Raw genomic sequence first — 12,360 nt, forward strand, 5'->3', positions numbered from 1 at the left:
TTGGTTCACAAACGCTGATAATTTAGACGACTAATTCACCCCGTCTCGAAGACGGTTGCAGTGTGGACCGCTTCACCTTCAAAAAGATCAAGCTGACGTATGTGAGCCTCCGCGCGCTCAGGGTCGACCGTGAAAAGCACTACAGCTAAGTCTTTTAGCGCCCTCGTACAACTCACATAAAAAAGACGGCGCGTTCGATCCACTGTTGTTTCTTCACCCGCATCTATATGTTTTCTGTCGTTATCTGAGGGCACTTTAAGGCCTAAGTATTTTTCGTAGGAGAATTGGAAGTGGCTACTTTCAGCATCATCTAGGACCACAAGTACCCTGTCGAACTCAGCACCTTTTATGCCTTGCTGGGTCCAAAAAGGTGAGCGTTCCGAGATGTAGGTATGGTAAGGCAAAAGCTGGCTTGCGGGACACGCTAGAAAAGCATCCATGGAAACCATTTCCTTTTCGGACTCATCCTCTTCTTGAACATCGTCGTCCTCGCCCTCGCCTACTTCGGGCTCGGCCTGAACAGGCATAGCTGCACTTGGGTCCAAATACGATACCAACCGAGGGTCGAGGATCAGTAACTCAGAGGCATGTACTTGTTTCAAAAGGTCGCCGATCGTTGCACCCGAATTCCCCGCTATGCCTGCTGCAATCGAAGCAACAAGTTCGCCGAGTACTTTAAGGCGCTCCGCCACACTCGCCTCGACAAGGGTCTCTTTATCAAGAAGAAGAGAATAGTCTCGGATCAAGCGCATTACTTCAAGCTGTCGACCATTGGTATGAGCGATAGCGATGGGGATTAAAAACTTTACACACGGCGAAATAGGCCATGCAGATCCGTCTAAAAAGCCATCTTTGAACGCTGAGGGAGCTTTGGAGTTGAGCGCAGCATAGAGGGCTCCAAATCCTAAGCGCCTTGCGGCCATCTGATGAACAATGACGAGAAGCTTTACCCACGCATGATCGTCATCACCTGGTCGCCAATGATCATCACCGGTATGTGTCGCCATCCATTCGCGTACTCGAGTCAAATTCGCGTCGCGTGTACCGTCTGCCGGCAAAATGAAAAGGTGAGCCGAACCTTCTGGAGTTTGAACGATGCCGTCAGGACCCAGCCGTTTGCCAGGGATTTGAACGAGGTCATCACCGTCACGACGAATTGCATTCGCGAGGTTCAGAACCTTAGTTGAGCACCGGAAGTTTTCAGGTTTCGGAATGTCAGCCCAAGTAGGCTCTGCTTCAACCTGTCCAGTCCCCGTAGCGTAGATTCTTTGCATCGGATCGCCAAAGAAACCAAGACAAAGTGTGACTCCGGGGTCGCGCTCGACGGTTTTCAAAGCCTCCACGACCTCGGTGGTCGTGTCTTGGCTCTCGTCCACAAATACGAACGGGAACTGGTGCGCGAGAAGGGTTCGGAAGAGCGGGCGTTCGGCAATGAGAAAAGGGACAAGTTTCAGAATGTCGTCATGACCCAGAATACCCTTTGCGTAGTTGCTACCTGTACCGTACCGGAATCTTTTGACCGCAGAGATCCGCCCAGACTGGCGATGGAGGCGTTCCAAATCTCGGCTGTCCTTATCCTTCGTGCGCTGTTGAACTCTAGGGCCATAGGTTGTCCGCTTTTCTTCAAGTGCCTCAATTTTTTCCACTATGCGCCCCGATACCCAGACGCGAATGTCATTCTGGAAAGGCTTAGCCAATAGCCACATGAAGCTGTGGATCGTTGAGACATGAACCAGGGGGTCACTGCCAACGTCCCTCCAAATTTCTCCGGCCGCAATCTCGGTGTAGGTAATGCAGGCAACGCGCTGACGAGTCTTCCTCAGCTTATCGCCGTGCATTTGGATGACCGATGACAGGCCCTTAATCAGCGACGTGGTTTTTCCGGAACCCGCACCGGCTTTCATGATGAAACTACGCGGTGGAACGTTTCCAAGGCAGTTCCGCAGGTCGATGTCGGCCTGGGTATCCGGCTTGTTCGCTCGGCTACTCATCCTCGTCTCCTATCACAGCATCTTCTTCGTCGATGAGAATGGCGTCGGGCAGCACGGTCTCGAGTTCGATTCGTATCTCGTCTTTCAGCCAGACTAGTCCATCACGGATGTAAGTCGGTACATGCCAGGCATTCTCGTCTTCAGTGAGAACGGCGAGCGCGAACTTCGTTTTATCAAAACTCTTCCGCGAAACTTTCTGATTGAGGCCTTTGGCAAGAGCAGCAGGACCAGCGGCTTTGCCCTTCACAATCAGACCTAAAGGTTTCCTCGCTATGGCCTGGGACCAGTCCGGGTTTTCGAGGCCGAAATCTTCTTCTAGCGTACGCCCGCAGAGGGTCTCGGTGGACCCATTCCAAGTGATAGCCCGTTCAGTCTGATAAGCAACGCGAACCTTCGCATCGTCTTCGAGCACGTGAGTTTTGTCCGCTTCCGATGCGTTACGCAGGTCTTCGATTGTGAGCTTCCCCGGAAGCCATTTGATGAGGGTTTGATTCGAAGTTGCAGCGCCCGGTTCACTGGGCAAACAAGCCTTTCCATATTTCTTCTTAGGCGCTGGAACCATAGGTTCAATGGCTGGCTCTTGCACATTGCCTTGAGCCTGCCCTGCGGCATCGTCTTCCGCGTCTGCTGGAACCTCGAACTCTTCAACTTCATCGTCATCGTCGTCAGCCGCCTGAGCAACAAGGGCAACACTATCAATATCGGTGATGATCAGAGTTGTCAGACCGAGAAACTTGATGAGCGACTGGAAGCGGTGCCCAAAGGCTCCGCCCACCTCCAAAATGCATAGACAAGCTGAGCGGAGAGTCTTCGCGCTCTTCCGAATCATGACAGGTAGGAGCAATCTCTCAACGTTGCCTTCAACGAGAATAGCGGCATCTGAGAAAAATAGATCACAGTGTGTGAGCTTAAGATATCGCTCTAGAAAATCACGATCATCTGGCTGAGATTGGTAGAACGCCGATAGATTTAGTACTTCCGTCAACTGTTCGTTGCCAACTTTCTTGCGTCGGAAGTAGCGGATCGGCTTGAAGCCTCGCTCATAAAGGATGTGCGGGGAGTGAGTCGTAATGACCATCTGACTGCCAAAAATGCTTCCGTTGTCGCTCTCTATATTCAGAAGCTCAAGAATATTGCGGATGAAGACCTGTTGGAGTTGGGCGTGTAGATGGGCCTCCGGTTCCTCCACAAAAAGCAGGTGCAATGGAGGGCGATTGTCCATCGTCGCCCACCTAGCTTGGGAATCGAGAATTTCCACAACCATGTAGATCAAATTCTTGAATCCAAGCCCGTTATAACTATCAGGTAGGGTGGCCGTGTCTTCGCCATCTCCGATCTGGTAGTGAACCCGCGCGTCCTGACTCATGACGTGAGCGGGGTCTAGCGCTGACATTATCTTCAGTCGCGGGTTATTGACACCCGGATAGCCAAGCTTGGCGAGCCGATCAAGCGTCGGCTTGAACACGCCATCTAGGTGAATGTTGAGCGCTTGCTCAGAGTCGAACAGCGCCCTTAGGGCTATGTGATCGTCCTGCCTCTGATTTAGGTTGCGCTTGTAGAAGCGGCTCAGACGCTTTGACAGATCTTCTGATCTGCCGCCAGCTTCCGGATTAGGATCAGCAAGGTGTCGTTGAGCACCCAGATTGTCGATATGAATAAGAGACTTTAGAATCGTCCCGCCGCCTGGCTCCCCACCTAGTTCATCTGGGACATAATCACCGACCTCGCGGAAGTTCTCATCAAATTGCGAGCGATCCAAGATGAAGTAGCGCAGCTCGTATTCGCTTTTGAGCTCACGCTGGAGATAGTCCGTCATGGAACGCGGCCAAGGAACGTATTGCGACTCAGGCGGTAGTTCCACCGTCTGCACAGCACCTTTGGCCTTAGCTTCTTGGAAATTTTGGATAAGATTGATGGGGCTTCTAGCAGTTAGGGAAACTCGTATACCAACCTTGGTTCCTTCCCACGCTGTACTAGGGAGCAAAGGAATCACTAGATAGAGATCTGGCGCTGCAACCTCGAACCAAAGATCAAGATCTATACTTGGAAGCGAGACTCCCTCGGGTAGCGGGACGGCTAAGTCAATATCTGCAGCCTCATCGAATTTTTTCCAGCATGAGGAGCTAAAATCGTAGAGGCTGAAACGCTCCTTTCCACCCGAAACGAACGCATGGATTGCCTGAGTTGCCGACGTTTTTCCACTGTTATTCGATCCTACGAATATTGAGATATCGTTAGCCAACTCAATATGAGCATCCTTTAAACGTCGAAAATTTCTTAAGCGATATGAATGAAGATGCAAGATAGACCCTCCGTGTCATTTCTGAGGATATAGTTCGCTACAGGTGAAGTCGATAAGCTGAACAGCCAAGCTCGGGGAGCTCGGGATCAGGTTCATTGATATTACTGCAGTTACTAGCTTCCCATTTAAAATCATGACTCTGACCAATTTGATTATGGATACCCCAGGGACAGGTTGCCTTTTGCCACAAAGAACCTCCATCACTTTTACCTTAAACTTAAACACCGTCAAGTATTTAAATCGGCAAAGCCTTTGAATGATTTTGATGTACTTGGCCACGAGCAACGGCAACAAAAGCCATACTGCTATTTTGGCACCGAATAAAACTAACGAACTTCTGATTTAATGCTGATATTACCGTTTCTTGGTTATTTTTTGCGCTAAACGTTTCTTCTGGCGTTGGTTAAAACCTGCTTCAATAAGTAAAAAATTTTCTGTTCAATGTAATCTCACCTTATTAAGCAACCGCAAAACCCGGCTAGAAAGCTATTTTTCTGCTTGCTCACCACAGCCAAAATAGTTACCATTTTTTAACTTTTGTTTACAAGGATGAAAAATGAAACAAGCAAGCCACCAGTTGGCAGACCGCACTTATGCCCAGTTAAGAGAACAAAGCCGCTTAAAGTCTTTAGAGAAAATGCCATTGAACATTCAGGAAGCGGTGACACTTGACGATATTACCGGCAGAACAATGGCGCAGTTATCCCGTTGGGAAGCGCATCCTGATCGCCGGGTAATGTGGTCTTGGCAGCATTGGGCCAGCCGTTATGCCGCCATTTATCCTAAGCGGTTTGAGCTCGCCATCTGGTTTCATAGTAAGCTGTGCAGTGTGTCACTAGGTCGGCCAACCTGGGGTGCCGGCAAATTGCGTTTAGATATGATTGAATCTTCTCCGGAAAAAACACCACTAACAGGCCAGACGGTTCAATTAACGGTTTTAGTCGCTGAAACTTATGCCGACATTATTGGTGCTGAACAGATCAGAATAATGAACCCAATAAACAGCAAAGTACGTTCGCATTATGAAGCTATGGGCTTCACCTATGTTGGCGGTAAAAGTGACTACTGTGTGAAGGATTTACTATGAACAAACGAACTGACAGGCCTGAACCAGGCACTCCCGAGTTTGACGAATGGCTGAGCAAGCGAATAGCCAAACGCGTTAAAGAGCTGGAAAATGTACCCGACTTAGAAGAAGAATTCGGCATATTATCCGGTAGTTTTGAAAGCATGACTAATACTGATGCTGAGGCCTTTCCTGATGAGCCGGAAGAATATATGCCGCATGAACGGGTAAAAATTGTGGTCGATAACACCAACAAAAAGAAGCCTTAAAAGCGCTAAATGGCGATATTTAACGACAGACCAAAACCAGGCACGCCGGAATTTGAACTGTGGCTGCGCGAAAAAATTCGCGAAGACTTCGAAAAAATGGAGAGTGCACCAGAGTTAGATCAAGTAGGTATTTTATCGGGAAGTCTGGAAAATCTAACCCAAACTGATGCTGAAGCCTTTCCTGATGAACCGGAAGAATATATGCCGCATGAACGGGTCAAAATTGTGGTCGACAACACCGGTAAAAAGAAGTCTTAACAGACATTGTTAAAAAACTATAACTTTCAAAACTTTAAAAGTTAGCCTTACGCTCACAGCTAAGATGAGAAAAAGGGGTTTACCGCCCCTTTCGAGTACCTTATAGCCATAATTTAAGCCACTGATTTGGCAATATTCTGTGCCACAACATAAGCTTTGTACTGGGCGTCAATTTTAAAAAACACTTCTACCGGCGCGTTATAAACCCGCTTTATCTTGGTTGCCAGGTCAACGCTTAACTCACTTTCGCCATTGATAAAACGGGTGATGGTCGATTTAGCCACATTCAGATCACGGGCCGCATCTGCTGCTGTCAGGTTTTTACGCTGCAGATAGCGTTTAAAATGTGCGCCGGCGGCTTTTGGCGGGCCAATCAGCCCCATCTCGCGCAGGTTTTCACTGCTTAGCAATTCCGTATTGTTTGTCATTTCATCTATTACCTTAACGTTGAAACGCGCGTTGAAATTACACGGCGAACCTTATGCAGACATAACTTAGTCATAGCGAATAACCTCTATCATCAGCATGTCTTCACCCTCGCTTTCACCCAGCAAACCCGCTACCACAAACTGAAAATTTTCCTTTATCGACACACTAAAACTGTTGCCCTCTATCACCATGTCGCCTAATAAGATTTCCTTGGCTTCCTGCAGTGAGATTACATTGGCCAGAATATCAATCACGTCAGTTACCTCCTCCCTGGCAAGTGATGACAGGCTGCTAATTGCAGCAGTTGTGCTGGCTTCTTTTCCTGGCTTAATAACTACCTGCAATAAACACCTCCTTGTTGATCATTACACAGCGATGTCATCATTCTAGACGCTGGTTGCGCAACCCGCAACTTTGATTTTCTTGTGCACTGTTGATCGGTTTTGTTCGTAATAGCTGTAAAGCAACTAACGATTAAAGGATCTGCCGTGAAAGTATTATTACCCCGTGTTTGGTTACCCCTGTTTGCCGCGCTGTTCGCTACCGGTTGCTCAGTGTTTGGTAAGAACAACGTTGAAACCGCGCCTTATACCCTGCTTAAAGCCGATAGCAGCCAAAATATTGAAGTGCGTAACTATGACTCTATGGTGCTGGTGTCAGCCGATATGTCTGGCGATGGACGCAATAACGCTTTTAGAAAATTATTTAAGTATATCGGTGGCGAAAATGAAGCGGCCGTAAGCATATCCATGACAGCGCCGGTGATAATGGACAACAACAGCAAAGGCGAAAAAATTGCCATGACAGCGCCGGTGTTAATGAATAACCGCCCGGGTGATTCGATGATGTCTTTTGTCATGCCAAAAGACTTTACCCTGCAAACCACACCCAAACCGACTAACCCGGAGTTGATGGTTACTGAGCTTAACGATTACAAAGTGGCAGCGATTCAGTTTAGCGGCACGCTAAGCAGAAGTAACGTGGCTAAACATACCGAATTATTGCAAGCCTGGCTGAGTGCGAATGGCTATACCGCGAAAAGCGCGCCGATAGAAGCCGGCTACAACGGCCCGCTTACCCTGCCGATGCTGCGACGCAATGAAGTGTTAATTGAAATAAACTGACAGCTCTTTTGCCACACAGAGAGAATTATTGCCCTTTCATCACTGGAAAACAGGCTGTCAACTATGCTAAAAACAGGTTAGATACCAATCCTGTCTGACCTGCAGTGACATAACCCCGTGGTGTTATTATGTTGGCGGTGCTATGCGTAACGCGTTGATATTAATTGTTTGTATACTCTGGCCTGGTGCCGCTATCAGCCAAACCGGGCCAAGCGTTGCTCTGCGCATCTACACAGAAGAATATGCTCCGTGGAACTTCACTGATGATGATGGTGCAGTGACAGGACTTAACACTGAACTCATTCAGCTGCTATTGAATAAACGTGGCTTTAAAGGCCGGTTTGAAGTTGTACCCTGGGGCAGAGCTCAGCTTTTTACGCAAACCCAAGCCGACAGCTGCTTCTTTTCTGCCGTCAGAACGCCTGAGCGCGAAATTCTGTATCAGTGGGTTGGCCCGTTAAGCCAGGAATATGTCCAGCTATTCTCAACCAATCCGGCCCAGCCTGAATTTAAACACTTTTCAGACGCTGTAAAACTACGGATCGGCGGGCAAACTGCCGACGCCTTCACCGACTATGGCATCAGCCAGGGCCTGAAGATCCAGCGTATCGCCGAAATCCCGGTTAATCTGTCGATGTTGCAGTTAGGCCGCATTGATCTGTGGCTTGCCGGCTCGGTTGGCGGCCCCTACATTGCTGCACAAAAAGGTATGCGCGTTTATCCTGTCGCAACCAGTGCAGAAGTGTTTGAATTATGGCTGGCTTGCAGCCTGGACTTGTCAGATAAGGTAGTGGCTCAACTTAACAGCGCATTACAACTAAGCAAACAGGATGGCACCTTAGACGCCATATTGCAGCGCTATCGTTAAGCCCAGCGGTATTTTTTAGTTTTTCCACTTTATCTGGAATTCAATTTCTTCACTGTCGTCTTCACGCTCGTGCTCAATACTGAACACTGCGCGCACCGGCACATAGATACGCTCACCGGCTATTTGGATTTCAAACTTTTCGCCGTTTTCAATGGCATCTGCCAAACGCCGTAGTTTTTCGACAAACTCGTGGTTTGGGTAGGTTTTTTCGACATCTCTTTGCGATTTCATTGTTGCTCCTTATGTTGTGTTAGCCAGCAACACTGCCTGCTTTCTGTCATTTTTACAACTGCAGCCAAAAACTCAGCTGTGCGGCTAACCCGCACGACAGCGTAAGCACCGCCGCCTAAAACTTGTTATTGCACATTATGCCAGGCTGTAAATACAGCTTGATTGCCAAAAATAACCTGTAGCAACACAGAATTAAGCCAACCACAGCCTGACAACGCCAAAGCAATGTCAGGATTAAAAACAACCGTATTTAGTGCGCCGCAGCGACGCCGTCTCGTCTGGAATCGGAGCCGGCAACATAGCCTTTGTCTAATTTCATTACGGCCTGACCACCACCGAATACCAGGCCGGTGTTATTACCATGAAAAAAGCCTTGCGCGGTGGCCATAATCGGATTTTGTGCGGCATGCCCCATTTCATACAACTTATCCATCGTGCTTTGCGGGATGGCTTGCTCAAAACTGACGTTGTTGTGCTCCCAGTGCCGGAACCTTGGCGCATCAATGGCTTGCTGCACATCCATATCAAACAGCATCATATTAAGCAGCATCTGCACATGCGCTTGCGGCTGTTGCGCGCCGCCGACAATACCAAAACTTAACCAAGGTTGTTGTTTGCCCTGTGCGTCGGCTTTGGTGACAAAACCCGGAATGATGGTATGAAACGGCCGTCGGCCCGGAGCCACGGTATTAGCCCGGTTTGGCTGCACCGACAGCCCTACACCGCGGTTTTGCAGCGCAAAACCCGTACCCGGCACCACAATGCCCGAGCCAAAGGGCCCGGCTAAGCTGTTAATAAAAGACACCATATTACCGTCTTTGTCCGCCACGCTTAAATAGGTAGTATCACTGGTTGTGAGCGAAGGTTCAGGATCGGCCTGTGCCATTGCTTTACCCCCATGGATAAGGGCGCGCCGCTTGGCAATAACCTGATCTGACAATAATTGCTCTGGTTTTATCTGCATAAATTCCGGATCACCAACAAAGTGTTCCAGGTCTGCATAAGCCAGCTTTTTCGCTTCAATCAGGTGATGCAGATAATCAGCCGAATTGTGCTGCATGGCAGCTAAATCATAGGGCTCTAATATCTTAAGCATCTCAAGCGCCGCAATACCCTGGCCATTGGGTGGCAGCTCCCATAAACGATACTCTTTAAAGGCTACCGACATCGGCTCTACCCACTGCGCGCTGTAGTTGGCAAAATCGCTTTGCGTTAAAAATCCACCTAACTCTTGTACTCTGGCCGCAATTGTCTGCCCCAGTTCGCCGCCGTACAACAGCTGTGGACCATGCTGTGCAATAAGCTTTAGCGTGTTGGCATAATCCGGGTTGTAAAACCATTCTCCGGCTTGGGGTGTGCGGGTTTGGTCAATTAAAAAGGTAGCGCGTGCACCTGAGTCCCAATTGATTTTGCTTTCAAATAGCCCCCATTCCGTCGCCGTGGCTTTGGATACCGGAAACCCGTGCTCTGCCAGCGCAATAGCAGGTGCCAATGCTTGGGCTAAAGTCAGGGTCCCATGCGCATCTAGCAGCCTGGCCCAACCCGATAGTGCGCCCGGCAGGGTAATAGATTGCGGGCCGTCATCCGGCACCCGCCTGCGGTCTTTCATTTTATCGAACGTCATCAAAGCACCCGCATGCCCGCTGCCATTAATACCAACCAGCCGCTGCTCTTGCTCTAACCACAGCATGGCAAACATATCACCACCAATACCCGTCATATAGGGCTCAACCACACTCAGCACCGCTGCCGCTGTAACCGCGGCATCAACCGCATTGCCGCCATTTTTAAGTACGGTTAACCCTGCCTGACTGGCTAATGGCTGACTGCTCGCCACCACACCATTAGGCGCATACACCGCATTTTCCCGGAACTGTTCGACGGGTGAGCCAAGCCCGGCCCGAAATGAAAAACCCGCCACCACAGCTGATATCGCCACCAACAGCATGATCGCCAGCGTCCACAGCAAAAACTTTTTTATCCCGTGCATATTATTTTGTTTTCCTTTACGTTAAAGCGCAGCAAATTTTTTGTCAGCAGATATAAGTACATGCGTATTGCGCGCTATAGTAGCGCGACCAACCGGTACATTCTTGAACGATATTGCGATTGGATGCACAAAGTAAAATAACGTGGTTAAAAAACCCCGACATAGCTTGAAGCAGTTTAATACAGGAGTAGCGCAAGGATGGGCAACAAGCAGAGTTTGGTAAAGGGCCAGCTAAAAAGTTGGGTTAAGCGCGCCGCTGGTGAGACCGAACGCATTGAAGCTTGCTTTAGTGGCTTGGCTTATGCGCCACATAGCCATGACACTTACACCTTAGCGTTAACTACCCTTGGCGTACAAAGCTTTAATTATCGCGGCGAGCTGCGCCACTCACTGCCGGGCGAGGTGGTGATATTACACCCCGACGAAACCCACGACGGCCAGGCCGGCACCGACAGCCCCTTTGCTTACCGGGCGATCAGTATCAACCCTGTCGAGGTGCAAAATATTCTGCAAGGCGCCTGCCTGCCGTTTTTGCACGGCGGCGTAAGCCGCGATCCGCGCTTTGTGCACATTGCCAGCCGGCTACTATCGGAATTCAATCGCCCGCTGCAGACTCTGGAGCAGCAGGAGCTTATTTATGCTTTTGCCAGCAGTTTGCAGCAGGTTAGCGGCAACAGTGTTAAACACACTAAGGCCAACTACACGGCGATAAAACGCGTACGCGAATATATTGACGACATCATCACTACCGATTGCGCCATGTCACACGACATTACCCTGGATGAGCTGGCCGTTATTGCACAATACAGTAAGTGGCAAGTCGCCCGTGATTTCAGATCTCTTTATGGAACGACACCTTACCGCTATGTAACACTAAAGCGATTACAAAAAGCCAAAGCCTTAATCGAGCGCGGCCAACCATTGGCGCAAGTCGCTTTTAGCAGTGGCTTTGCTGATCAAAGCCATCTGACCCGGCATTTTAAACAGTGTTTTGGCACCACACCCAAAGTATGGGCGAAACTACATCTGGCTAGCACAACCTAATTCTGCTTAACCAAAACAAGCCGGCTCTGTTGCTGCAGCGCCCAATCATTCAGGTATGCGGCTAACTCGCGTGGCAGCTCAAGCAGCGGCGCCCATAACTTTTTGTTGCACATTGTGCCCGGCAGTAAATACAGCTTCATAGCCAAAAGCCCTGCGGAAGTTTAAACCAAACGCTTTAGCAATTTACTTAGCTGCTGCTGATAACCGGCCTCGTCAAAAGCTTGTGATGCCGGGTTCATAAAGCCGTGTGCGTAGTCTGTACTTACAGCCGTTACGCCCGGCTTTTGTTGTAACTGACTACAGATATCAGTTACAGCAAAATGTGGCTCGCTGTGGCCAAAGATAACCTGCGTCGGCACAGCTGGTGTTAGCGCCAGATGCTGATAAATTTGGCCCGGGTAGAACAGTATCGCCTGCTTAAGCAGACGGGTATCAGTGTTAGCCAACGCGCGCCATAACGCAGTGGCACCGGCGCTAAAACCAATAGCCAGGTCAAACGGTTGCTTGCTGTTGGCAAAGACCTGCGCGGCGATAGCAGCATAAGTCTCATGGCCGCACTCTCTGCTGTAAGCCGCATAGGCCTGTGCTTCATCAGCAAAATGCTGTATTTGCCCCTGATAAGGGTCGATAAACTGAACAGCGGCACCGGCCTGGTTTAAATCAGCCAGCAGGCGCTCAAGGCCGGCACATAAGCCAAAAATATCGCTCAGCACCAGTACATGCGTTGTCACTTTTACTCCTTAAATTAATCCAGCCAGGCTATCAGATCTCGCCCGGATAGAACCAAC

Annotated in this window: 13 protein-coding genes; 6 read left to right on the forward strand and 7 right to left on the reverse strand. The window is 49.4% G+C overall.

Features of this window, described 5'->3' with window-relative positions; translation table 11 throughout:
• Positions 1 to 35: 35 nt before the first annotated feature.
• Entirely contained in the window at positions 36 to 1,991 is a 1,956-nt protein-coding gene (locus ORJ00_RS13805; RefSeq protein WP_306140124.1) for a UvrD-helicase domain-containing protein, read from the reverse strand.
• On the reverse strand, positions 1,984 to 4,293 hold the full coding sequence (locus ORJ00_RS13810; RefSeq protein WP_306140125.1) for an ATP-dependent nuclease: 2,310 nt from the start codon (positions 4,291 to 4,293) through the stop codon (positions 1,984 to 1,986). Before ORJ00_RS13810 ends, ORJ00_RS13805 begins: the two co-directional genes overlap by 8 nt.
• Positions 4,294 to 4,849: 556 nt before the next feature.
• Between ORJ00_RS13810 and ORJ00_RS13815 the strand changes: the two genes are divergently transcribed.
• The 3 genes from ORJ00_RS13815 to ORJ00_RS13825 are packed head-to-tail and all read left to right on the forward strand — an operon-like array spanning position 4,850 to position 5,886.
• Positions 4,850 to 5,380, forward strand: coding sequence for a hypothetical protein (locus tag ORJ00_RS13815; RefSeq protein WP_306140126.1), 531 nt, complete (start codon positions 4,850 to 4,852; stop codon positions 5,378 to 5,380).
• Positions 5,377 to 5,628, forward strand: coding sequence for a hypothetical protein (locus ORJ00_RS13820; protein WP_306140127.1), 252 nt, complete (start codon positions 5,377 to 5,379; stop codon positions 5,626 to 5,628). Before ORJ00_RS13815 ends, ORJ00_RS13820 begins: the two co-directional genes overlap by 4 nt.
• 9 nt (positions 5,629 to 5,637) lie before the next feature.
• Positions 5,638 to 5,886 carry a hypothetical protein gene (locus ORJ00_RS13825; RefSeq protein WP_306140128.1) on the forward strand — a complete coding sequence of 83 codons (249 nt, stop codon included), beginning with the start codon at positions 5,638 to 5,640 and terminating at the stop codon, positions 5,884 to 5,886.
• Positions 5,887 to 5,999: 113 nt separating this feature from the next.
• Here the strand turns inward: ORJ00_RS13825 and ORJ00_RS13830 are convergent, their stop codons facing one another.
• Both ORJ00_RS13830 and ORJ00_RS13835 read right to left on the reverse strand, forming a co-directional pair.
• A complete protein-coding gene (locus tag ORJ00_RS13830; RefSeq protein ID WP_306140129.1) occupies positions 6,000 to 6,314 on the reverse strand; it encodes a helix-turn-helix transcriptional regulator in 315 nt (104 codons plus the stop codon).
• 66 nt (positions 6,315 to 6,380) lie between these two features.
• A complete protein-coding gene (locus ORJ00_RS13835; protein ID WP_305977156.1) occupies positions 6,381 to 6,659 on the reverse strand; it encodes a hypothetical protein in 279 nt (92 codons plus the stop codon).
• Between the two features lie 144 nt (positions 6,660 to 6,803).
• Between ORJ00_RS13835 and ORJ00_RS13840 the strand changes: the two genes are divergently transcribed.
• Both ORJ00_RS13840 and ORJ00_RS13845 read left to right on the forward strand, forming a co-directional pair.
• On the forward strand, positions 6,804 to 7,439 hold the full coding sequence (locus ORJ00_RS13840) for an SOUL family heme-binding protein (protein ID WP_306140130.1): 636 nt from the start codon (positions 6,804 to 6,806) through the stop codon (positions 7,437 to 7,439).
• 142 nt (positions 7,440 to 7,581) lie between these two features.
• Complete coding sequence (locus ORJ00_RS13845; protein ID WP_306140131.1) at positions 7,582 to 8,307, forward strand: substrate-binding periplasmic protein; 726 nt, start codon at positions 7,582 to 7,584, stop codon at positions 8,305 to 8,307.
• Positions 8,308 to 8,322: 15 nt separating this feature from the next.
• Here ORJ00_RS13845 and ORJ00_RS13850 read toward each other — a convergent pair whose 3' ends face one another.
• Positions 8,323 to 8,538 carry an amphi-Trp domain-containing protein gene (locus ORJ00_RS13850; protein ID WP_027670723.1) on the reverse strand — a complete coding sequence of 72 codons (216 nt, stop codon included), beginning with the start codon at positions 8,536 to 8,538 and terminating at the stop codon, positions 8,323 to 8,325.
• A gap of 250 nt (positions 8,539 to 8,788) precedes the next feature.
• Positions 8,789 to 10,528 carry a gamma-glutamyltransferase gene (ggt, locus tag ORJ00_RS13855; protein WP_305977159.1) on the reverse strand — a complete coding sequence of 580 codons (1,740 nt, stop codon included), beginning with the start codon at positions 10,526 to 10,528 and terminating at the stop codon, positions 8,789 to 8,791.
• A 198-nt stretch (positions 10,529 to 10,726) separates the two neighbouring features.
• Here ggt and ORJ00_RS13860 point away from each other — a divergent pair, with 198 nt between their 5' ends.
• A complete protein-coding gene (locus tag ORJ00_RS13860) occupies positions 10,727 to 11,572 on the forward strand; it encodes an AraC family transcriptional regulator (protein WP_305977160.1) in 846 nt (281 codons plus the stop codon).
• A gap of 161 nt (positions 11,573 to 11,733) precedes the next feature.
• On the opposite strand, the gene ORJ00_RS13865 is transcribed toward ORJ00_RS13860, so the two are convergent.
• Positions 11,734 to 12,303 (reverse strand): dienelactone hydrolase family protein, encoded by a 570-nt coding sequence (locus ORJ00_RS13865; protein WP_305977161.1) that lies wholly within the window; start codon positions 12,301 to 12,303, stop codon positions 11,734 to 11,736.
• Between the last annotated feature and the right edge of the window lie 57 nt (positions 12,304 to 12,360).

Source organism: Rheinheimera baltica (assembly GCF_030731985.1).
Lineage (GTDB): Bacteria > Pseudomonadota > Gammaproteobacteria > Enterobacterales > Alteromonadaceae > Alishewanella > Alishewanella baltica.